Source organism: Pseudactinotalea suaedae, assembly GCF_009733815.1.
GTDB lineage: Bacteria > Actinomycetota > Actinomycetes > Actinomycetales > Beutenbergiaceae > Pseudactinotalea > Pseudactinotalea suaedae.
Window position 1 is genome coordinate 166,358 of record NZ_WNXY01000010.1, and the last position, 20,807, is coordinate 187,164.

Genomic DNA, 20,807 nt, shown 5'->3' on the forward strand with positions numbered 1-20,807 from the left:
GCGCGTGAGCGAACTCCCCCAGCTGCCGCCCGGACTCACCGCCCACCACCTCCGTGCGACCGACGTCGAGGCGTTGGCCGACCTGCTCGGCCGGATCCGGGAGCGCACGCGGGGGCACGGCGGGGCCGACGTCGACTCGGTCCGCTCGACCGCCGTCGGGATCGGGTCCTGGACCCGGCACCAGCTCCTCGTCCGGAGGGCAGACCTCGACGACGGCGTCGCGCTCGCCTGGGCGAGCGCGCACGACCGCGCGGCCGGGCGCACCGACCTGGTGCTGCACGTCGACCGGTCCCAGCGGGACGCCGAGGCGGTCGCGATCGCGCTCCTCGACTGGCTCGACGCGACCGCCGCCGCGATCGCCCAGAGCCGCGACCTGTCCGAGACACTGCTCGAGATCCTCGTCGACGCCGGTGACGAGGAGATGCAGGGCTGGCTCGCGCGCCACGGCCATCATCGTGCTCGGCGCTGGCTCAACATGAGTCGTCCCGTCGCGCCGGGTGAGCAGCTGCGCGGGCGCGAGGGCGTGGCCGTGCGTCGCGTGCGCACCCACGACCTCGGTGACGGCACCACGATGCCGGTCGCCGAGGACCTGCAGGCCGTGCATCGCGTGCTGGAGCGCTCCTTCGCGGACCACTTCAACTCCTACCGCGAGAGCTTCGGTGAGTTCGTGCAACGGTTGCGGGAGGACAGCGGGCACCGCTGGGACCACTGGTGGCTGGCGACCGTGCAGCACGAGGGACACGACCTCGTGGCCGGTGCGCTGGTCTCGACCGTCTCCCCGGCGGACGCCTCAGGGGTCGAGGGCTCCTACGTGAGCTACATCGGCGTCGACCGGCTGGCGCGAGGTCGCGGCGTCGCCAAGGCCCTGCTCGCGACCGTCATCAACGACGCGTCCGAGCGCGGACGCAACCGGGTGGGGCTGGAGGTCGACGCCGACTCCCCCACCGGCGCCGACGGTCTCTACCGCTCGCTCGGGTGGGAGACCAGCTACGTCACCGAGAGCTGGCAGAAGCGCCTGACCCTCAGCTGAGCGGCACGTGCTCGGCGAGCCAGCTCAGCTGGCGGCCGGTCTGGAACCCCGCACCGCCCTCGTGACCGTTGTAGGGGTAGATCTCCATCTCCTTGGGGCCGCCGTAGCGGTTGTAGGAGGCGTAGACGGTCGAGGGCGGGCAGGTCATGTCCATCAGCGCGACCGACCACAGCGACGGCGCCCTGCCCCGCTTGGCCATGTTGACGCCGTCGACGTAGGACAGCGTGCGCCAGGTCTGCTCGACGGCGAGCCGGTTGGTCGCCAGGTAGGCGTTGATCTCGCTGTAGGGCGAGGTGCCCACGAGCTCGACGGCGCGGCGGAAGTGCTGCAGGAACGGCACGTCGGTCATCAGACCCGCGACGTCGGGCACGAGCGCGGCGGTGGCGATCGCGATGCCGCCACCCTGGGAGCCACCGGAGACGACGACCCGGTCCCGCGCGACGCCCGAGAGCTCGCGGACCGCGTCGACGGCGCGCGCGGCGTCGGTGAAGAGCCGCCGGTAGTAGTAGGTGTCCGGGCTCTCCAGGCCGCGCGTCATCACGCCCGGCACCGCGGGCGGGTGCCCGACCGGGTCCGGGGTGTCGCCCGGGAAGCCCTGCGACCAGCCCTGCCCGCGGGAGTCGACCCGCAGGTAGGCGTAGCCGGCGCTGGGGAACAGCGTGGTCTCCCACGGGAGCCCGCGCCCGCCGGAGTAGCCGAGGTAGTTGACGACGACCGGGAGCTCCTGCTCGACGCCGGCGGGCCGCGCGTACCAGGCCTTGATCGGGTGCCCTCCGAAGCCGGCGAACGTGACGTCGAAGACCTCGACGTTGCGCAGGTGCGACGTGGCGGGCTCGACCCGCAGCGCCAGGTCGTGGCCACGCGCCTCGCCCAGCGTGCGCTGCCAGAAGGCGTCGAAGTCATCGGGCTCGGCGACGTCCGGGGCGTAGGACTCGAGGTCGGCGAGCGGCAGGTCGAACAGCGGCATGCGCTTACCGTAGCGACCGGCCGGCCCCACCGCCGTACACACTCGCCACCCTGTCCGCGGTAGCGGTGACTGAGCGCCCACCCTGCTCGCGCCAGCGGTGACTTAGCGCCCACTCCCGGGCTGCGGCGGTGACTGAGCGCCCACCGCGCGCCCCTCGGTGGGCCCTATCTCACCGCCCGTGCGCTGACGTGGGCGCTAACTCACCGGCGCTGCCGGAGATGCCCGCCATGCCGCTCCGCGTGTCCGTGCTGAGCCAGGCTCCCGCGCTCTGAGAGCCCACTCCCGCGCGGCAGCGGTGACTGAGAGCCCACCGCGCGCCCCTCCGTGGGCCCTATCTCACCGCCGCTGCACCAACGTGGGCGCTAGGTCACCGCCGCTCTCGAGCTAGGCCGCGCGCGCCCCACGCACGACGGCGGCCCCGCACCCGAAGGTGCGAGGCCGCCGTCGTGAACGAGGTGCTGTGCGGGTCAGTCGCCACGCAGGATCGCGAGGATCCGCAGGAACTCCAGGTAGAGCCACACGAGCGAGAGGGCGATGCCGAAGGCCGCCGACCAGGCGTACTTGCGGGCCACACCGTTGGCGACGCCGCGCTGGATCTGGTCGAAGTCCATGACGAGCGTCATCGCGGCGAGCACCACGGCGACCGCGCCGATCAGCAGGCCGAGGCCGCCGGTCCGCAGGCCCCAGCCCTCACCCACGCCCATGAAGCCCAGGACCAGGTTGATCACGGCGAAGATGCCGTAGCTGATCAGACCGATCGTGAGGATCTTGCGGAACTTGGGGGTGACGCGGATCTTGCCGCTCCTGAAGAGCGCGAGCGTGACGCCGAAGGTGATGAACGTCGCGAGCACCGCCTGGACCACGATGCCCGGGTACGCGAACTCGAACACCTTGGAGATCAGTCCCAGGAAGACACCTTCGAGAGCCGCGTAGCCCATGATCAGCGCGGGCGACGGCTCCTTCTTGAAGGCGTTGACCAGGCCGAGCACGAAGCCGCCCAGCAGGCCGACGATCATCACCGGCATCATGATCGAGGCCGGCACCAGGAACCACGCCAGGGCCGCCGCGAGCACGATCGTGCCGAGCACGGTCGCGGTCTTCATGATCACGTCGTCGTACGTGAGCCGGCCGGTCTGGGCAGCGGTGGCCGACGGCGCGTTGTACGCGTCCTGGACCTGCCGGAACTGCGCGTCGGTGGTCTGGTCGTACGTGCCGGGCGTCCCGTAGGGGCTGGGGGTGCCGTACGGGCTCTGCTGGGCATAGCCCTGGGCGTTCGGCTGGTAGCCGACACCCACGGAACCGGGCTGAGGCGTGCTCTTCCCGAAGTTCGCGCTGTTGCTGAAGTAGGGATTGGCCATCTGGACCTGTGTCCTCCTGGTCGTGGCGCCGGTGTGGCGTCCTGGGTTCATGCTACGGGTAGGAGCGCACGGCGCCCATATCCGACTGACCGTTTCAACGGAGATCAGGCGCCGCGTGTTCCCGGGAACGCACCGGTGGCGCGTCCGCGTCGTGCACCCCCAGCATGGGGACCTCACCCGTTCGGTGGAGCCGCACGCAGGCGAAGATCCACCGCTCGGGCGGTGTGCGTCCTGCGGCTGCGGCCTACCGTTGACAACGACAGGCGCGACGAGCGCAGAGGCAGGAGAGGACGCCGATGATCGAGGCCGAGAACCTCACCAAGCGTTATGGAGACAAGGTGGCCGTCGACTCGGTCACCTTCAGCGTCGAGCCCGGCAGGGTCACCGGCTTCCTGGGCCCGAACGGGGCCGGCAAGTCGACCACGATGCGCATGATCATGGGGCTGGACCGACCCACGTCGGGCCGGGTCACCGTGAACGGCAAGCCCTACGCGCAGCACCGCGCGCCGCTGCTCGAGGTGGGCGCGCTGCTGGAGGCGAAGGCCGTGCACACCGGCTCGAGCGCACGGAACCACCTGCGAGCGCTCGCCGCGACGCACGGGATCGGCATCAAGCGGGTCGAGGAGGTCATCGAGCTCACCGGGCTGACCGACGTGGCCCGCAAGCGCGTCGGCGGCTTCTCGCTCGGCATGGGCCAGCGGCTCGGCATCGCCGCGGCGATGATGGGCGACCCCAAGACCCTCGTGCTCGACGAGCCGGTCAACGGCCTCGACCCCGAGGGCGTCAAGTGGGTCCGCACCATGGTGCGTTACCTCGCCAGCGAGGGCCGGACCGTGTTCCTGTCCTCCCACCTCATGAGCGAGATGGCGATCACGGCCGACGACATCATCGTCATCGGCCGCGGCCGGATCATCACCACCGGTTCGGTCGACGACATCATCGCCGCCAGCACCACCGGCTCGGTCAAGGTGCGCAGCCCGCGGGCCACCGAGCTCGCCGAGGCGCTGCAGCGTGATGGCGTCACCATCACCTCGACCGACTCCGAGGTGATCACCGTCGCGGGCCTGCAGGCCTCCGCCATCGGCGACCTCGCCGCCGGGCGCGGGATCGCCCTGCACGAGCTGACCCCGATCAGCGCCTCGCTCGAGGAAGCGTTCATGACCCTCACCGCCGGTGAGGTCGAGTACCACTCCGAGGCGCCGGTCGCCAGCGCTGCCGCAGCCTCGTCGACTCAGGAGGCCTCCCGATGACCGCCGTCGCCGAACGGCGCGCCACGTCCGTCCCCCCGACGGCGCGCGTCACCTTCCTGGGTGAGCTCCGGTCCGAGTGGATCAAGTTCACCGCCGTCCGCTCCACCCCCTGGATCCTGGGCGCGACGGTCGTCGTCATGGTCGGCCTCGCGGCGATCAGCGCGTGGAGCTTCTCGTTCCTGCTGTCCAACCCCGAGGACACCGGCGGCCCGGGCGTGCTGCCCGACGACTTCGACATGGCGGTGCAGGCTGCCGTCGCCGGCTACATCATGGCGCAGATCGTGGTGGCGGTCCTGGGTGTGATGGTGATCAGCGGCGAGTACGCCACCGGGCAGATCCGTTCGACGCTCGCGGCCGTCCCGACCAGGCTCCCCGTGCTGGCGGCCAAGGGCGTCGTGGTGAGCGTGACCGCGTTCCTCACCGGCCTCGTCGGTGTCGGGCTCGGCGCCCTGGTCAGCATCCCGTTGCTGTCCGAGCACGACGTCACGATCGACCTCGCGCGCGAGGGCACGCTGCTGGCGCTGCTCGGCGCGCCGCTGTACCTGGTGGCGGTCGCGTTGTTCGCCCTGGGTGTCGGCACGATCCTGCGGCACACCGCGGGCGGTATCGCCGTCGCGGTCGTGATCTTCTTCGTGATCCCGCTGATCTGGCCGAACCTGTCGCCGGACTTCTTCCAGGAGACCAGCCCGTACCTGCCCTCGCTGGCCGGCGCACGGCTGCTCGAGGGCGAGAGCGCGACGGCGGCTCTCTCACCTTGGCAGGGGTACGGCGTGATGCTCGGCTGGTCAGCGCTGGCGCTGCTGGGCGGGGCCGTGCTCCTGCGTCGGAGGGACGCCTGAGCACACCCAAGCGGCCGGTGCCGGCGGGAGATCTCCCGCCTGCGCCGGCCGTCGGCGTGCCCGCCGTCAGGACCGCACCGTTCACCGCGCTGCAGGCGCGGCGGCTCGGGCCGGTCCGCCGCTGGTTCGCCGAGCACCCCCGTGGCACCGACGTCGTCGTGGTGGCGTGGTTCCTGCTGCCCAGCCTCATCAGCCTCTTCTTCCCGATCCGGTATCCGGGTCTGCACGTGGCGCTCATCGCGCTCACGAGCGCAGCGCTGTGGTTCCGGCGCAGGTACCCGCTGCACGTGCTGGCCTGGACGCTGGTGGCCGCCGCGATCAGCTCCGCCTTCGTCCACAACTCCGGCGGCCACGAGTTCGCCGCAGCCCTGGCGATCTACGCCGTGGCGTCGTTGCGCCCACCCCGCGTGGCCTGGATCGCCGCGATCCTCACCGTTCTCGCGCTGTCCGCGACCGTCTGGTTCACGCTGGACTTCTACGTGGCCGCCGAAGCCGTCGAGGTCGACGTGGGCATGAGCGGCCCACCCGCCACGCGCACGCAGACGCTCGTCGGGGTGCTGTCGTGGATGGTCGTGGTCATCCTCGTGGCCCTGGCCATCGGCACCAGCGTGCGCTCGCGGCGTCTCCACACCCAGGACCTCGTGGACCGGGCCAACCGGCTCGCGCTCGAGCGCGACCAGCGCGAGCAGCTCGCCACCGTCTCGGAACGGGCCAGGATCGCCCGGGAGATGCACGACGTCGTCGCGCACTCGGTCTCGGTGATGGTGGCGCTCGCCGACGGAGCCGGCGCCAGCATGGACAAGCAGCCGGAGCGCACCCGCGCCGCGTTGGCGGAGCTGTCCCGGACCGGGCGGGACGCGCTGAGCGAGATCCGCTCCATCCTCGGCGTCCTCCGGACCGAGGAGAGCGAGGACGTCCCCTTCGACGGCGCCGCCCCGCTCGCGCCGACCGCGGGCGACCTCGACGAGCTCCTCGGTCGGTTCCGCGCGGCCGGGCTCCCGGTCGAACGGGTCGACTCCGGTCCCCCGCTCCCCCAGCAGCCACGCTTCACGCTGACCGTCTACCGCGTGGTCCAGGAGTCGCTCACCAACGTGCTGCGCTACGCCTCGGGCGCGAGCAGCGTGCGGGTCGAGATCAGCCGGGACGACGACGCCGCTACCGTGGTGGTCTCCAACGACGCCGGCACCGGCGCGGTGCAGCCCGGCAGCGGCAGCGGGCTGCTCGGCCTGCGCGAGCGCGTGGGCGCCTTCGGCGGCACGGTCATCGCCGGACCGCACGCCAACGGCTGGCGTGTGCACGCGACCATCCCGATCCCCCCGGAGGCGACATGACGATCTCGCTGCTGCTGGTCGACGACCAGTCGCTGCTGCGGATGGGGTTCCGCATGGTGCTCGAGGCCGAGGACGACCTCGAGGTCGTCGGCGAGGCGGCCGACGGCGCGACCGGCGCGTCGATGGCCACGGCGCTGCGACCCGACGTCGTGCTCATGGACGTGCGGATGCCCGGCAGCAACGGCATCGACGCGACCGCCCAGATCACGGCCACCCTCCCCGAGTGCCGCGTGATCATCCTCACGACGTTCGACCTCGACGAGTACGCCTTCGCCGGTCTCCGCGCGGGCGCCAGCGGGTTCCTGCTCAAGGACACCAAGCCGGCCGAGCTGGTCGAGGCGGTCCGCACCGTGCACCGGGGCGACGCCGTGATCGCCCCGCGCGTGACGAGGCGGATGCTGGAGCTGTTCGGCACCCGGCTGCCCGAGGCGGGCGCGAGCGCGATCACGCCGACCGACGCCCTCGAGGAGGACCTCGCCGAGCTCACACCGCGCGAGCGCGAGGTGCTGCTGGCGCTGGCCGCGGGGCTGTCGAACGCCGAGATCGCTGCCCGTCTGGTGGTGTCCGAGGCGACGATCAAGACACATGTCGGTAAGGTGCTGGGAAAACTGGGGCTGCGGGACCGCGTCCAAGCGGTGATCTTCGCGTACGAGTCCGGGCTCGTCCGTCCCTGATGTTCTGCAGATGGGAGGGCGTGCCATGACCGACGACGTCAAGCAGAGCCCTGTCGGCGTCCGTGATGCCGGGCCGGAGGACGCGGAGTTTCTCCTCGACATGCTGCTCGAGGCGGTGAACTGGACCGGTGAGGAGCGCGTCAGCCGCAAACAGCTGCTGCGCGACCGGCGGCTGGCGCACTACGTCGCGGGCTGGCAGCGCGAGGGTGACCTCGGCGTCATCGCCGTCGACCTGGGCGGACCTGCGGGCTTGCAGATCCCGGTCGGCGCCGCGTGGCTGCGCCGGTTCAACGCCGGCGCCCAGGGATACGGCTACGTGGCCGACGACATCCCCGAGCTGAGCATGGGTGTCGCGCCCGCGCATCGGGGCCGTGGCATCGGCCGCGGGCTGCTGCGCACGATCGCCAGCCGCGCCCAGGATGCCGGGAACCGCGCGATCAGCCTCAGCGTGGAGAAGGACAACCCCGCGGTCGCGCTGTACACGGCGGCGGGCTTCCGCACGGTCGCCGTCGGCGACGAGGACCGGGACGCGCAGACCATGCTGCTCGATCTGCTCACCTGGACGCAGCCCGAGCCACGCCAGTAGCGCCTCAGGACGTCGGGGAGTACACCACGCGCGTCTGGGCGCCGAGCAGCACCTCGAACCGCCCCAGCACCCGCCCGTCGGGGTCGAGCGCGTAGACCACGTGCGCGGAGCCGAGCCGGGCCTGGGGCACCTCGGTGAGCGTGGTGTCACCGGTGGTCGCGGCCGCCAGCACCTCGAGCTGGGTGTCGGTGTTGACGCCGTCGGAGAAGTACCGTGCGGCGTCGAGATCGCCCTCGTGCACGAGGTCCAGGAACCGCTGCGCAGCGCCGGTCGGTGAGGACAGCCCCAGCCCGGAGTCCAACCCCGGTGCCCAGGACGCGACGTCGGCCAGCCGGTCGCCGTCGAGCACCAGCGCGAACGTGACGCTCTCCTCGGCGGTGGGTCCCGCCGTCCGGGAGATGCGGAGCACGACCGCCACGGTCGCGACCGCCCTCCCGTCCTGGCTGCCCACCACCGACGGCTCGGAGGTGACGGCCTCGACCTCGGCGACCTCGCCGCCCTCGCCGCTGGTCACGCCGATCTCGAACGCCGTGGCGGCCGCGAAGTCGCGCGCCCCCTCGCCCAGGTCCAGCGCCTGCGTCAGCTCGGCGACCGCGACGTCCACGGTGGCGCCGTCGGAGACGATCGTCGTGTCCGTTCCCGTGGCGTCCAGCCCGTGCGCGTACACCTCGGTCAGCAGCGTCTGCAGGTCGGCGACCTGCGCGGCGGGGTCGGCGCCACCGGCCGGGGCGTCGTCGAGGGAGCCGACCGGGTCGGCGCTGGCGCAACCGGCGAGCAGCAGGAGCGCCACCGCCGCACCTGCTCGGGCAAGTCGTGTGCTCATCGCTCCCCTACAATCGCCTGGACTCACATCAGCCTAGGTGGCCGCCCCACGCACGCGAGTCACGTCCGGGTCGGCCCCGCCGCCACAGTCGAGCCCGTACCGGAGGTGCCGTGCCAGAGGTGCACCAGGAGCCGGTGAACGCACCGGAGATTCCGGGTTACACCTATGTCCGCCCGATCGGGCACGGCGGGTTCTCCGACGTGTACCTGTACGAGCAGGAGATGCCACGTCGCGAGGTGGCGATCAAGGTGCTGCGCACCGACGACCTCAGCGCGTCCGTCCGGGAGCAGTTCGCCGCCGAGGCCAACCTGATGGCACGGGTGTCCAACCACTCCAACATCGCCGCGATCTACGCGGCCGACGTCGACGACGACGGCCAGCCGTACCTGGTCATGGAGTTCTGCTCGGGCGGCAGCCTCGGCGCGTTCTACCGGCACTACCCGATGTCGGTGAAGGACGTGCTCACCCTCGGCATCAGGCTCTCGGGCGCGCTCGAGGCGGCGCACCGTGCCGGCATCGTGCACCGCGACATCAAGCCCGCCAACATCCTGCTGACCGAGTACGGCGTGCCGGTGCTGTCCGACTTCGGGATCTCGACGATCGACGAGGGGTTCCACGAACCCGCGCGGCCTGCCGGCGACCGCCCCGGGACCGGTGAGAGCTCGGTCGGCATGAGCCTGCCGTGGGCGGCGCCGGAGACGCTCTGGGACCCGCCGGTCTCCGACGCCCGGTCGGACCGGTACTCGCTGACGGCCACGCTCTACTCGCTGCTCGAGGGGCGCTCGCCACACGAGGTCCCCGGCGGTCCGAACACCGCGGCGCACCTGACCGGCCGCATCGCCAGCGGCTTCATCGGCGCCATGAAGCGCCCGGACCTGCCTGCGTCGTTGCGGGACATGCTGCGGCGCGGGCTCTCGCACGACCGGGCCGCCCGGTACGACTCCGCCGCAGACATGGGGCGGGCGCTCCAGGACATCCAGCGCGAGCTCGGCTTCGAGGTCACCCCGCTGGAGGTGCCGCGCGGCAGCGCCCCCGCACGGCCGCCCGAGCCGACCACGCGCGTGCTGCAGAGCCAGCCGATCCAGCTCCCCGAAGGCCACGCGACGCTCGCCCCCGTCGGCGACGGCGGTGCGCAGGTGGCTGCGCCCGTCCAGGAGGGTGGGGCTCACCCGGGCATGTCCGGCACGCACCCCGGCACGGGGGCGCCACCCGCGCACGTCGCCGCAGGCCAGGTGGGGAACGCGGGCTGGTCGGCGAGCCGACCCCACGTCGCGTCGGGTGCGCAGCCGGCGGTGGCGGCTCCCGCCGCACCGAGCACGGCGCCGCGGACCCGACCGAGCTGGAAGCTCGCCTACGTGGGCTTCGTCGTGGTGCTGGTCCTTGCCTGCGTCGTGGTCGCGTCGCTGCTGATCGCCCAGGCGAACGCAGGTCCGAGCTACGACGGGCGGGCGGTCGAGCACCTCGACTGGCGGCTCACGAGCACCGGCGTCTACGAGGTCGAGATCCCCGAGGGGCTCGCGGTCCCGGGCGAGGTCGAGGCACTGACCGTGGCCACGGGCGACGGCGCCACGCTGGAGGGCACCGTCTTCGCCGAGATCTCCACCGACAGCTCCGAGTGGCTCGACGGCGAGACCGTGCTGCTCAACCCGAGGGAGTCGGCGAACCTCGACGGCGCCACGACCCTCGACGCCGAGGAGCTGGCCGCCACGCTCGGGCTCGAGGTCGGCGCCATGCACAGCGGAGACGTCATCCTGGTGGCCGCACCGTACGGGTACTTCTCCAACACCCACCCCGACGTGGGCATCAAGGTCAGCGAGGCCACCCTCGTGATCATCACGATCACCGACGCCTACTGAGTCGGCGGGAGAGACGCCGTGCGCCCGTACCCACCGGTGCTGTACCTGAGCGGTCTCGGACTGGCGCTCGTGGGGCACCTGATCCATCCGCTGTCGCTACCGGACGCGGTCGGGGTGCGGGTGCTCGGTGCGGTGCCGGTCGCCGTCGCGGTGCTGCTCGGCGTGGCCGCCGAGCGCGAGCTCGTCCGGGCGAAGACCCCGGTCCTTCCCTTCCGTGACGCCTCGGCGCTGGTCACCACCGGCCCGTTCCGGCTCACCCGGAACCCGATCTACCTGGCGTTCACGCTGCTCGTGCTGGGCGTCGCGCTGGGCACCGCCAGCTGGTGGCCGGTGATCACGCTGCCGCTCGTGCTGGTGGCGATGACCTGGGTGATCCGCGGCGAGGAGCGCAGTCTCGAGCGTCTCTTCGGGGAGGAGTACCGGCGCTACCGCCACCGCGTGCGACGCTGGCTCTGAGGCCGCCGGCGCCGGTGGCTCAGCCGCTGCGCAGCCGGACGGCCCGCACGGCCCGGTCGTAGAGGTCGGCAAGGTCGGCAGCGCCGTCGGTTCGCGTCCAGGTCTGCCCGGCGATGTCCAGGCATGCGATCGCGCTCGCGACGATCGCATCGGCCGCCGGGTCCTCCTGGTCGTCCGCGTCGATGCCGAGCCGGCGCCGAATGTTCGGGACGAGCATCTCCTGCCACTGCAGGTGCTTCTCGATGCTCCGGGCGCGAAGCGAGGGGGTCTCGTACATCATCCTGGCGATCTTGAGCATCAGCTCGGGTGGTTGCCCGAGCGCGTCGGCCTCCCAGAACACCGTCCGGAGGGCGTCCCACGGAGCGACGGACAGCGGGATCGTCTCGAGGCGTTCGCGCACACGGAGGCCCTGCGCGGCGAGGTCTCCCAGGACGACGTCCTCCTTCGTCCCGAAGTAGCGGAAGAACGAGCGACGCGAGATCCCCGCGGCCGCCGCGATCTGGTCGATGGTGGTCTGCTCGAAGCCCTGCTCGAGGAACAGCGCCATGGCGACCTCGGTGATCTCCGCATAGGCCGCCCGCCGCGACCGGGTCCAGAGGCCGTCAGGAGTGCTCACGGGGGAACGCTACACGCCGTGCCTCGTTGGCACTCGATGCCAGTCTGACATACAGTGCAGCGACCACCCGATCGAAGGAGCCGACATGCCACGCCCGGACTACCCCAGCCAGACCGTCATCATCACGGGCGCCAGCTCCGGCATCGGCGCCTCGTTCGCGCGTGCCCTCGCCGCTCGGGGGGCGAACCTGATCCTGGTCGCGCGCCGCCGCGACCGTCTGGAGGCGCTCGCCTCGGAGCTGGAGCGGGCGCACGGCGTCACGGTGACACCGATCGCCCTCGACCTCACCTCACCCACGGCCGGCGCCGAGCTGAAGGCCGCTGTTCTCGCGGCAGGGTGCACCCCGACGAGCCTGATCAACAACGCGGGCTTCGGCACGTTCGGGGAGTTCCAGGACGAGGATCCAGCCCGGCTCGCGGACGAGATCGCCGTCGATGTCTCCGCCCTGGTCCAGCTCAGCTCGGCCTTTCTGCCCACCCTCGTGGCGGGCGGTGGCTTCCTGATCAACGTCGCCAGCATGGCCGCGTACACGCCGACCCCACGGATGGCCGTCTACGGTGCGGCGAAGGCGTTCGTGCTCAGCTTCACCGAGTCGCTCTGGGCCGAGCTCCGCGGCTCCGGTGTCACCGCGTTCGCGCTCTCGCCCGGTGCGACGAGCACCGAGTTCAACGCCGTCGTCGGCACCGATGACGCCACCGCAGGAGCGCGGATGCGCACACCGGAGCAGGTCGTCGCGACGGCGCTGGCCCACCTCGAGCGCCGCAGCCCGGGACCGAGCGTCATCGACGGCCGCAGCAACCGGGTCGCTGCCCTCGTGGGACGTCTGGCCAGCCGGCGTTCGATCGTCACCCTGATGCACCGACTGACCGGCCCCACCCGCAGGCGCACGGCCACATCGGCACCCGCGTGACCCCTGGTCCGGAGGCGTCTGGCTGAGGAGCCCGGACCCCTGCGTGCCCCCACCGGGGCTCGAACCCGGACTGTGCCGATTTTAAGTCGGCTGCCTCTGCCGATTGGGCTATGGGGGCGCCTGCGAGGGTATCCCCCGACCCGCGGGGCGACACGGTGCCGGGCTCGCGCGGCTGCCGGCGGGACGCGCCCCGGGGTGTGTCGTCGATGTTGCAGTTCGGTCAACATCGACGCAAAGCTCCCAACGTCGCGAGGTGCGCGTCTAGTGTGACGGGGCCGAGTGAGACCCATTCGGAGGCAAAGGAGCATCATGCGACGAACCGCACAATGGGCGGCGTTGGCCGCGGCAGGCGCCCTCATCCTGACCAGCTGCGCCTCGCAACGCGAGAACGACGACCCGACCGGAGACGGCACGGGCACAGGCGACGGGACCGGTGGTGGTGAGGAGGTCACCTTCACGTTCGCAGCATCCGCGGACCCGGTGGCGCTCGACCCCGCGCTCGCCAACGACGGCGAGACCTTCCGCGTCGCCCGGCAGATGTTCGAGGGCCTCGTGGGCACGGTCCCGGGCACCCCCGACCCGGCGCCGCTGCTCGCCGAGAGCTGGGAGGTCAGCGACGACGGCCTGGAGTACACCTTCCAGCTCGTCGAGGGCGTCACCTTCCACGACGGCACCGAGTTCAACGCCGAGGCCGTGTGCTTCAACTTCGAGCGCTGGAACAACTTCACCGGTCTCGCGGCCACCGAGAGCTTGTCCTACTACTGGCTCAAGGTGAACGGTGGCTACGCCGAGGACGGCAACGGGAAGTACGAGTCGTGCGAGGCCCCCGACGCCGCCACCGCCGTGATCCACCTCGCGTCCCCGCTGCCCGAGCTGGTCGCCGCGCTCTCGCTGCCGGCGTTCTCGATGCAGTCCCCCACGGCGCTGCAGGAGTACGACGCCGACAACGTGCAGGGCAACGCCGAGGCACCGGTGCTACCCGAGTACGCCTTGGGGCACCCCACCGGCACCGGGCCGTTCGTGTTCGACTCCTGGTCACCGGGTGAGCAGGTCGTGCTGACGGCGAACCCGGACTACTGGGGCGAGCAGGGTCAGGTCACCCGCGTCGTGTTCCCGATCATCAGCGACTCCACGGCCCGGCGCCAGGCGCTCGAGGCCGGCGACATCGACGGCTACGACCTCGTCGGGCCCGCCGACGTGGTGGCGCTGGAGGAGGCGGGTTACGAGATCGTCAACCGTGACGCCTTCAACATCCTCTACCTGGGCATGAACCAGGCGGTGCCCGAGCTGGCCGACATCCGGGTGCGGCAGGCGATCGCCCACGCGGTGGACCGCGAGGCGCTGGTGGCGGCAACGCTGCCGGAGGGGACCGAGGTCGCGACGAACTTCGTGCCGTCCTCGGTGGTGGGCTACAACGAGGACGTCCAGACCTACGAGTACGACCCGGCCGAGGCCCAGTCGCTGCTGGCGGAGGCGGGCTTCACCGAGGACAACCCGCTCACGCTGGACTTCAGCTATCCGACCAACGTCTCGCGCCCGTACATGCCGACGCCGGAGCAGGTGTTCGAGCGTGTCGCCGCCGACCTCGAGGAGGTCGGGATCATGGTCGAGGCCACCCCGCTCCCCTGGTCGCCGGACTACCTGGACCGGATCCAGGGCACGACCGACCACGGGCTGCACCTGCTGGGGTGGACCGGCGACTACAACGACACCTACAACTTCATCGGTGTCTTCTTCGCACAGCCGGGCATGGAGTGGGGTTTCGACAACCCCGAGATCTTCCAGCTGATCAACGACGCCCGCGTGCTGCCGGACCTCGAGGAGCAGACCACGGCCTACGAGGAGGCCAACGCGGCGCTGCTGGAGTTCCTGCCCGGTCTGCCGATCGCGCACCCGGTCCCGTCGCTGGCGTTCCGCGAGGGCATCGTCTACCCGGCCTCGCCGGTGCAGGACGAGGTCTACAACATGGTGGAGATGCCGGAGGAGTGACCTGACGGTCGGTCCTGAGAAGTCCACTCACGTCCTCGGCCGACGTCGCCCCGATCGGGTGACGTCGGCCGGTGACGGCCGATCCGGGGGTAGCCGTGCTCCGACTCATCGCGCGCCGTCTGGCGCTCCTGATCCCGACTCTGTTCGGGCTCAGCATCCTGCTGTTCCTCTGGGTGCGGGCGCTGCCCGGCGGGCCGGCGCGGGCGCTCCTCGGTGAGCGTGCGACCGACGCCGCCATCGCCGAGATCAACGAGCTCTACGGCTTCAACCGACCCCTGCACGAGCAGTACGCCCGCTACCTGGGGCAGCTGCTGCAGGGCAACTTCGGGACCTCGCTCACCACCCGCCGACCGGTGCTGGAGGAGTTCAGCAACCGGTTCCCGGCCACGCTCGAGCTGACGATCTGGGCGATCCTCATCGCCATCGTGCTCGGGATCGGGCTGGGATACCTGGCCGCCCGCAAGCACGGATCGGTCCTCGACAGCCTGGCCGTGGTGGTCTCGCTGCTCGGCGTGACGGTGCCGGTGTTCTTCCTCGCGTTCATCCTCAAGTACGTGTTCGCCGTGAGGTTGGGGTGGTTCGCGAGTACCGGGAGGCAGTCGAGCGACATCGACGCCACGCACTACACGAACCTCTACGTGCTCGACGGCGTCCTCACCGGCGAGCTCGACGCCGCCTGGGACGCGATCCTGCACCTCGCCCTGCCGGCGATCGCGCTGGCTTCGATCCCCCTGGCGATCATCGCCCGCATGACACGCGCGTCCGTGATCGAGGTGCAGACCTCGGACTACGTGCGGACCGCGATCGCGAAGGGCCTGCGCCCGACCCGGGTCCGCAACCGCGTGCTGCTGCGCAACGCGCTGCTGCCGGTCTCGACGACGATCGGCCTGCAGGTCGGCCTGCTGCTCTCCGGCGCGGTGCTCACCGAGACCGTGTTCTCCTTCCCCGGCATCGGCGGCTTCCTGGCGAGTGCGATCTACAGCGCCGACTACCCCGTGCTGCAGGGCTTCATCATCATCATCGCGGTCGTGTACGCGCTGGTGAACCTCGCCGTCGACATCTCGTACGGCCTCATCGACCCGCGGCTGAGGACACGATGACCTCCACCCTGCCGGCGGCGGAGCCGCCCAGCGAGCCCGGCGCTCCCCCCGAGCCCGGCGGCGCCGACGGCGCGCGCTCGGCGAAGGACTCCCAGCACGACGGCGCCAGCCTCTGGCAGCAGGCGCTGCGCCGGATGCGACGCAACCCGATCGCGATCGTCGGCGCGGTGATCGTGGCCGCCTTCGTCCTCGTTGCCGTGCTGGCGCCGTGGATCGCGCCGTACCCGGCGCAGGCCACGCCGGGGCGCGACCTCATCCGGCCCACGCTGATCCCCGGACCGTCGGCGGAGTTCCCGCTGGGCCTCGACCGGTTCGGCAGCGACGTGCTGAGCCAGCTGATCTGGGGCGCCCGCGCCTCTCTGATCATCGGCGTGGTCTCGACCCTGCTCGGGCTGTTCGGCGGCGTCGCGCTCGGCTTGCTCGCGGGCGCCTTCAGCGGGTGGGTCGACACCCTCGCCATGCGGCTCGTCGACCTGATGCTGGCGATCCCGTCGCTGCTGCTGGCGGTCTCGATCGCCGCGATCGCCGGCCAGAACAACTCCTCGATCATCATCGCGATCGGCGTGGTGCAGATCCCGATCTTCGCGCGGCTGCTGCGCGGCTCGATGCTGCAGCAGCGGAACCAGGACTACGTGCTGGCCGCGCGATCGCTGGGACTGACCCGCGGCACCGTGACGATGTCGCACGTGCTCCCCAACTCGCTGGGTCCGGTGATCGTGCAGGCCACCCTGGTGCTCGCGACCGCGGTCATCGAGGCGGCAGCGCTGTCCTTCCTCGGGCTGGGCGGTGGCCGCCCCACCGAGGCCGAGTGGGGGCGGATGCTCACCGGTGCGCAGGCCGAGCTCGCGCTCGCACCGCAGCTGGCGATCCTCCCGGGTCTGTGCATCTCGATCACCGCGCTGGGCTTCACGTTGCTGGGCGAGTCGCTCCGAGAAGCGCTCGACCCCCGGATGAGGAGACGGCGATGAACGCGGACGTCCCGGAGGCACCCATCGGTGGCGGCACCGAGAGCACACCGGGCACTGCCGCGCTGCTCCAGGTCCGCGACCTCGAGGTCACGTTCACGACCGACGCCGGGCCGACGGTCGCGGTCAGCGGCGTCAGCTTCGACATCCACCGCGGGCAGACGGTCGCCGTGGTGGGCGAGTCCGGCTCCGGCAAGTCCACCATCGCCGCCGCCGTGCTGGGGCTGCTGCCCGGCAACGGCCGGGTGACGGCGGGCACGGTGACGCTGCGCGAGCAGCGGCTGGACACCATGTCCGCGCGGCGGCTGCAGCCGCTGCGCGGGACGGTGCTCGGCCTCGTGCCGCAGGACCCCATGACCAACCTCAACCCGACGGCCACGATCGGCCGGCAGCTGATCGAGACGCTCGAGGACACCGGGACCGCCTCCGGCGCGCAGGCCCGCGAGGCCGCGACGGAGCTGCTCACCGAGGCAGGGATCGGGCAGGCGCAGGAGCGGCTGCGCGCCTACCCGCACCAGTTCTCCGGCGGCATGCGTCAGCGCACGCTGATCGCGATCGGGCTCTCGGCCTCACCCGAGCTGCTGGTCGCCGACGAACCGACCTCGGCTCTCGACGTCACGGTCCAGAAGGTCGTGCTCGACAGGATGGAGGCGCTGACGGCGGCGCGCGGCACCGCCGTCATGCTCATCACGCACGACCTGGGGCTGGCCGCCGAGCGGGCCTCCCACGTCCTCGTGATGTATCGAGGCAGGCTCGTGGAGTCCGGGCCCGCGCTGGAGCTGCTCACCCACCCCCGTCACGAGTACACGAAGCGGCTGCTCGCCGCCGCACCCTCGTTGGCCTCCCGCCGGATCCAGATCGCCAAGCAGGCCGGAGCCGAGGGTGCTGTCGAGGGCGCTGACCTGCTCTCGGCCACCGACGGGCGCGACCAGCACGTCACCGACGCCGGGGCGGCCCCGCTGATCCGGGTCCAGAACCTGCGCAAGGTGTTCCCGGGCGCGCAACGCGGGCTGTTCGGCCGCGAGCCCGATGTCGTCGCGGTCGACGACGTCAGCTTCGACATGCACCGCGGCAGCACGGTCGCCATCGTCGGGGAGTCGGGGTCCGGCAAATCGACCGTCGCTCGGATGCTGCTGCAGCTGCTGGAGCCGACGTCCGGTCAGGTGCTGCTGGAGGGCGAGCCGGTGCAGGCGCGCAGCCAGCGCGAGGAGATCGCGTTCCGGCGCCGCGTGCAACCGGTGTTCCAGGACCCCTACTCCTCGCTCGACCCGCTGTTCACGGTGTTCCGCACCATCGAGGAGCCGCTGCGGGCGCACCCCTTCGGCTCTCCCAAGGAGCGCGCCGCGCGGGTGTACGAGCTGCTGGACCAGGTGGCGCTGCCGCAGTCGATGGCGCGGCGCTACCCGGCCGAGCTCTCGGGCGGGCAGCGGCAACGGGTCGCGATCGCGCGGGCGCTGGCGCTGCAGCCCGAGATCGTGGTGTGCGACGAGGCGGTCTCGGCTCTCGACGTCATCGTGCAGTCCCAGATCCTGCACCTGCTCGCCGATCTGCAGGAGCGCCTCGGGCTCACCTACCTGTTCATCTCGCACGATCTCGCCGTGGTGCGGCAGATCGCCGACCACACGTGCGTGATGGAGCAGGGACGGATCGTGGAGCAGGGCCCCACCGACGTCGTGTTCGACTCCCCTGCCGAGGCCTACACGCAGCGACTGCTCGCGGCGATCCCGGGCCGCGACCTGGAGCTCGCGGTCCCCGGGAGCTGAGGTCAGCGCCTGACGGTCGGGAGCGGCGGGCCGCCGCCTGCGGCTGCCGTGAACTCGGCGCGCGGCGAGGAGAACGCCCCCAGGGCGACCATCTCGCGGCGGAACAGCAGCGCCGTCGTCCAGTCGAGGACGATCCGGACCTTGCGGTTCAGGGTCGGCATGGCCCACATGTGGTACGTCCGGTGCATGAACCAGGCGAGCGGGCCGCGGAGCTTGATCCCGAAGGTCTGCGCGACACCCTTGTAGAGGCCGAGCGAGGCCACGGTGCCCAGGTTCGCGTGCTTGTAGTCGGTCAGCGGCTGGTGGGTGATGAGCCGCGCGAGGTTCTGCCCGAGGTGTCGGCCCTGGCGCACGGCGTGCTGCGCGGTCGGGGCGCACGTGGCTCCCGGCTCGCCGGTGAGGTCCGGCACCGCCGCGCAGTCCCCGGCAGCCCAGGCGCCCTCGACGACGTTGCCCTCGGCGTCGACGACCTGCAGCGCCGCGTTCGTGCGCACGCGGCCGCGCTCGTCGAGCGGGAGGTCGGTGCTGCCGAGCGCGGGGCTGGCCTTGACACCGGCGGTCCACACCAGGGTGTCGCTCTCGAACCGGTCGCCGTCGGAGGTCTCGATGTGACCGTCCACGCACGACTCCAGCAGCGTGTTGAGCTTGAGCTCGATGCCGCGGCTGCGGAGCTGCTCGATCGCGTAGCCGCCGAGCTCCTCGCCGACCTCCGGCAGGATGCGCCCCATCGCCTCGACGAGCACGAAGCGCATGTCTTCGGGGCGGATCGAGTCGAAGTCTCGGCACGCGGTGCGGGCCATGTCCTCGACCTCACCGAGCGCCTCGATGCCGGCGAACCCGCCACCGACGAAGGTGAAGGTGAGCAGGCGCCGGCGCAGGGCCGGGTCCCACGTGGAGCTGGCGGCCTCCATCTTGCCGAGCACAGTGTTGCGCAGCGCGATCGCTTCCTCGATCTGCTTGAAGCCCATGCCCTGCTCAGCGAGCCCGGGGATCGGGAGGGTGCGGGCGACCGAGCCGAGGGAGGTGATGACGTGGTCGTAGGAGACCGAGTAGGAGTCCCCCTCCAGCGGCGCCACCTCGGCGACCCGGTTGGCGTGGTCGAGCCGGGTGACGCGACCGGACAGGATCGTGCAGCCGCGCAGGGTGCGCCGCAGCGGCACCACCACGTGTCGCGGCTCGAGGTTGCCCGCGGCCGCCTCGGGCAGGAACGGCTGGTAGGTCATGTAGGAGCGCGGGTCGACGACGACGATCGCGGCCTCGCGGCGCCCGAGGCGCTTACGGAGCGACAGGGCGGCGTACAGGCCGACGTAACCGCCGCCGAGCACCAGGATGCGGGGAACCTTCCGGGCCTTGTTCACGCCTCAATTTTAGTGGGATTCCGCGCTTGCGTAATGTGTCTTTGGACACCCGATCAGGTGCTGCGCGCCGTGATCAGGACGTCGTCGAGCATCGCCTCGGTCAACCGGCCCGTGAAGGTGTTCTGCTGCGAGACGTGATAGCTGCCGATGACCGCGACGCGGCGCTGGTCCGGCGTCACCACCGGGACCTGCACACCGTGACCGAAGGCCGGGCGCGGGCGCGGCACCGCCCAGCCGAGCGCGGCGAGAGCCGCGAAGGTCGCCTGCCAGGCGATGCCGCCCAGTGCGAGAACCGCCGTGACCGACGGCGTCGCGAGCGTGATCTCGCGGCGCAGCCAGTGTGCGCAGGTGCTCCGCTCGGTCGGGAGCGGCTTGTTGTCCGGGGGTGCGCACCGGACGGCGGCGACGATCCGCACGCCGGACAGCTGCAGCCCGTCGCCCGCGTGCACCGAGGTCGGCTGGTTGGCGTACCCGGTGCGGTGCAGCGCGGCGAACAGCCAGTCCCCGGAGCGGTCGCCGGTGAAGATGCGGCCGGTGCGGTTGGCGCCGTGCGCTGCCGGCGCCAGGCCCACGATCAGCAGCCGCGGCTGCTCCTCGCCGAAACCTGGCGCGGGTCGGCCCCAGTAGGGCTGGTCGGCGAACGCACGCCGCTTGGTCGTGGCGACCTCCTCGCGCCAGGAGACCAGCCGCGGGCACGCCTCGCACACGCTGCTGCGGGCGTCGATCTGGTGCAGGTCGGTGGCGGACGCTGCGAGCGTCGCGACCTGCCGCTCGCTCCGCGCGACGGGCGTGCTCGCGTCGGCAGGGTCACCCGGCCACCCGCTCCCCGGCGGCACCGGTGACGCGAACGGCACACCCGTGATCGGGTGCCGCAACGTCGACGGCACGGATCGCACTGTCATCTGGCCACGCTACCCCGGGCAGAACTCGTCGCAC

The 20,807-nt window shown here is 71.6% G+C and carries 19 protein-coding genes and 1 tRNA gene; 13 read left to right on the forward strand and 7 right to left on the reverse strand.

Annotated features, from left to right (window positions below; genetic code table 11):
* Positions 1-4: 4 nt before the first annotated feature.
* A complete protein-coding gene (locus GPA04_RS16980; RefSeq protein WP_241680873.1) occupies positions 5-1,030 on the forward strand; it encodes a GNAT family N-acetyltransferase in 1,026 nt (341 codons plus the stop codon).
* On the opposite strand, the gene GPA04_RS16985 is transcribed toward GPA04_RS16980, so the two are convergent.
* Both GPA04_RS16985 and GPA04_RS16990 read right to left on the reverse strand, forming a co-directional pair.
* Positions 1,023-1,997: an acetylxylan esterase gene (locus tag GPA04_RS16985; RefSeq protein WP_156225395.1), complete on the reverse strand. Its 975-nt coding sequence runs from the start codon at positions 1,995-1,997 to the stop codon at positions 1,023-1,025. The two genes, GPA04_RS16980 and GPA04_RS16985, sit on opposite strands and share 8 nt — an antisense overlap.
* Positions 1,998-2,464: 467 nt before the next feature.
* The gene (locus GPA04_RS16990; RefSeq protein WP_156225396.1) at positions 2,465-3,355 is read right to left on the reverse strand and encodes a Bax inhibitor-1/YccA family protein; all 891 of its coding nucleotides are present in this window, start codon (positions 3,353-3,355) and stop codon (positions 2,465-2,467) included.
* A 296-nt stretch (positions 3,356-3,651) separates the two neighbouring features.
* Here GPA04_RS16990 and GPA04_RS16995 point away from each other — a divergent pair, with 296 nt between their 5' ends.
* From GPA04_RS16995 to GPA04_RS17015, 5 genes are read left to right on the forward strand one after another with little or no spacing between them, the layout of a single operon-like run.
* Positions 3,652-4,605 carry an ABC transporter ATP-binding protein gene (locus GPA04_RS16995; protein WP_156225397.1) on the forward strand — a complete coding sequence of 318 codons (954 nt, stop codon included), beginning with the start codon at positions 3,652-3,654 and terminating at the stop codon, positions 4,603-4,605.
* Entirely contained in the window at positions 4,602-5,444 is an 843-nt protein-coding gene (locus tag GPA04_RS17000) for an ABC-2 transporter permease (protein ID WP_156225398.1), read from the forward strand. The genes GPA04_RS16995 and GPA04_RS17000 overlap by 4 nt, the downstream gene beginning before the upstream one ends.
* A 17-nt stretch (positions 5,445-5,461) precedes the next feature.
* A complete protein-coding gene (locus tag GPA04_RS17005; RefSeq protein WP_156225399.1) occupies positions 5,462-6,775 on the forward strand; it encodes a sensor histidine kinase in 1,314 nt (437 codons plus the stop codon).
* The gene (locus GPA04_RS17010; RefSeq protein ID WP_156225400.1) at positions 6,772-7,449 is read left to right on the forward strand and encodes a response regulator; all 678 of its coding nucleotides are present in this window, start codon (positions 6,772-6,774) and stop codon (positions 7,447-7,449) included. Before GPA04_RS17005 ends, GPA04_RS17010 begins: the two co-directional genes overlap by 4 nt.
* Before the next feature lie 25 nt (positions 7,450-7,474).
* Positions 7,475-8,035, forward strand: coding sequence for a GNAT family N-acetyltransferase (locus tag GPA04_RS17015; protein WP_156225401.1), 561 nt, complete (start codon positions 7,475-7,477; stop codon positions 8,033-8,035).
* A gap of 4 nt (positions 8,036-8,039) precedes the next feature.
* On the opposite strand, the gene GPA04_RS17020 is transcribed toward GPA04_RS17015, so the two are convergent.
* Positions 8,040-8,858 carry a hypothetical protein gene (locus GPA04_RS17020; protein ID WP_156225402.1) on the reverse strand — a complete coding sequence of 273 codons (819 nt, stop codon included), beginning with the start codon at positions 8,856-8,858 and terminating at the stop codon, positions 8,040-8,042.
* Positions 8,859-8,968: 110 nt separating this feature from the next.
* Here GPA04_RS17020 and GPA04_RS17025 point away from each other — a divergent pair, with 110 nt between their 5' ends.
* On the forward strand, positions 8,969-10,714 hold the full coding sequence (locus tag GPA04_RS17025) for a serine/threonine-protein kinase (protein WP_162458651.1): 1,746 nt from the start codon (positions 8,969-8,971) through the stop codon (positions 10,712-10,714).
* Positions 10,715-10,732: 18 nt separating this feature from the next.
* Complete coding sequence (locus GPA04_RS17030) at positions 10,733-11,170, forward strand: methyltransferase family protein (RefSeq protein ID WP_156225404.1); 438 nt, start codon at positions 10,733-10,735, stop codon at positions 11,168-11,170.
* 19 nt (positions 11,171-11,189) lie between these two features.
* On the opposite strand, the gene GPA04_RS17035 is transcribed toward GPA04_RS17030, so the two are convergent.
* Complete coding sequence (locus GPA04_RS17035) at positions 11,190-11,786, reverse strand: TetR/AcrR family transcriptional regulator (protein ID WP_206674265.1); 597 nt, start codon at positions 11,784-11,786, stop codon at positions 11,190-11,192.
* An 85-nt stretch (positions 11,787-11,871) separates the two neighbouring features.
* Here GPA04_RS17035 and GPA04_RS17040 point away from each other — a divergent pair, with 85 nt between their 5' ends.
* On the forward strand, positions 11,872-12,696 hold the full coding sequence (locus GPA04_RS17040) for an SDR family NAD(P)-dependent oxidoreductase (RefSeq protein ID WP_156225405.1): 825 nt from the start codon (positions 11,872-11,874) through the stop codon (positions 12,694-12,696).
* Between the two features lie 44 nt (positions 12,697-12,740).
* Here GPA04_RS17040 and GPA04_RS17045 read toward each other — a convergent pair.
* A tRNA-Leu gene (locus GPA04_RS17045) sits at positions 12,741-12,814 on the reverse strand.
* A gap of 191 nt (positions 12,815-13,005) precedes the next feature.
* Here GPA04_RS17045 and GPA04_RS17050 point away from each other — a divergent pair.
* The 4 genes from GPA04_RS17050 to GPA04_RS17065 all read left to right on the forward strand — a co-directional run bounded on the left by GPA04_RS17050 (position 13,006) and on the right by GPA04_RS17065 (position 18,513).
* On the forward strand, positions 13,006-14,685 hold the full coding sequence (locus GPA04_RS17050) for an ABC transporter substrate-binding protein (protein ID WP_156225406.1): 1,680 nt from the start codon (positions 13,006-13,008) through the stop codon (positions 14,683-14,685).
* A 95-nt stretch (positions 14,686-14,780) separates the two neighbouring features.
* On the forward strand, positions 14,781-15,785 hold the full coding sequence (locus GPA04_RS17055) for an ABC transporter permease (protein WP_156225481.1): 1,005 nt from the start codon (positions 14,781-14,783) through the stop codon (positions 15,783-15,785).
* Positions 15,782-16,753 carry an ABC transporter permease gene (locus GPA04_RS17060; RefSeq protein WP_156225407.1) on the forward strand — a complete coding sequence of 324 codons (972 nt, stop codon included), beginning with the start codon at positions 15,782-15,784 and terminating at the stop codon, positions 16,751-16,753. Before GPA04_RS17055 ends, GPA04_RS17060 begins: the two co-directional genes overlap by 4 nt.
* On the forward strand, positions 16,750-18,513 hold the full coding sequence (locus tag GPA04_RS17065; RefSeq protein WP_156225408.1) for a dipeptide ABC transporter ATP-binding protein: 1,764 nt from the start codon (positions 16,750-16,752) through the stop codon (positions 18,511-18,513). The genes GPA04_RS17060 and GPA04_RS17065 overlap by 4 nt, the downstream gene beginning before the upstream one ends.
* A gap of 2 nt (positions 18,514-18,515) precedes the next feature.
* Here the strand turns inward: GPA04_RS17065 and GPA04_RS17070 are convergent, their stop codons facing one another.
* Both GPA04_RS17070 and GPA04_RS17075 read right to left on the reverse strand, forming a co-directional pair.
* Positions 18,516-19,871 (reverse strand): NAD(P)/FAD-dependent oxidoreductase, encoded by a 1,356-nt coding sequence (locus GPA04_RS17070; protein ID WP_241680874.1) that lies wholly within the window; start codon positions 19,869-19,871, stop codon positions 18,516-18,518.
* A gap of 53 nt (positions 19,872-19,924) precedes the next feature.
* Positions 19,925-20,773, reverse strand: a complete 849-nt coding sequence (locus GPA04_RS17075; RefSeq protein WP_156225409.1) for a uracil-DNA glycosylase — start codon at positions 20,771-20,773, stop codon at positions 19,925-19,927.
* Positions 20,774-20,807 lie beyond the last annotated feature (34 nt).

Bases quoted from the DNA above. Each gene is read 5' to 3' on its own strand.
- GPA04_RS17010 (WP_156225400.1), top strand. From the start codon at position 6,772: ATGACGATCTCGCTGCTGCTGGTCGACGACCAGTCGCTGCTGCGGATG.
- GPA04_RS16990 (WP_156225396.1), bottom strand. From the start codon at position 3,355: ATGGCCAATCCCTACTTCAGCAACAGCGCGAACTTCGGGAAGAGCACG.
- GPA04_RS17075 (WP_156225409.1), bottom strand. From the start codon at position 20,773: ATGACAGTGCGATCCGTGCCGTCGACGTTGCGGCACCCGATCACGGGT.
- GPA04_RS17015 (WP_156225401.1), top strand. From the start codon at position 7,475: ATGACCGACGACGTCAAGCAGAGCCCTGTCGGCGTCCGTGATGCCGGG.
- GPA04_RS16995 (WP_156225397.1), top strand. From the start codon at position 3,652: ATGATCGAGGCCGAGAACCTCACCAAGCGTTATGGAGACAAGGTGGCC.
- GPA04_RS17040 (WP_156225405.1), top strand. From the start codon at position 11,872: ATGCCACGCCCGGACTACCCCAGCCAGACCGTCATCATCACGGGCGCC.
- GPA04_RS17050 (WP_156225406.1), top strand. From the start codon at position 13,006: ATGCGACGAACCGCACAATGGGCGGCGTTGGCCGCGGCAGGCGCCCTC.
- GPA04_RS16985 (WP_156225395.1), bottom strand. From the start codon at position 1,997: ATGCCGCTGTTCGACCTGCCGCTCGCCGACCTCGAGTCCTACGCCCCG.
- GPA04_RS17065 (WP_156225408.1), top strand. From the start codon at position 16,750: ATGAACGCGGACGTCCCGGAGGCACCCATCGGTGGCGGCACCGAGAGC.
- GPA04_RS17000 (WP_156225398.1), top strand. From the start codon at position 4,602: ATGACCGCCGTCGCCGAACGGCGCGCCACGTCCGTCCCCCCGACGGCG.
- GPA04_RS17060 (WP_156225407.1), top strand. From the start codon at position 15,782: ATGACCTCCACCCTGCCGGCGGCGGAGCCGCCCAGCGAGCCCGGCGCT.
- GPA04_RS17020 (WP_156225402.1), bottom strand. From the start codon at position 8,858: ATGAGCACACGACTTGCCCGAGCAGGTGCGGCGGTGGCGCTCCTGCTG.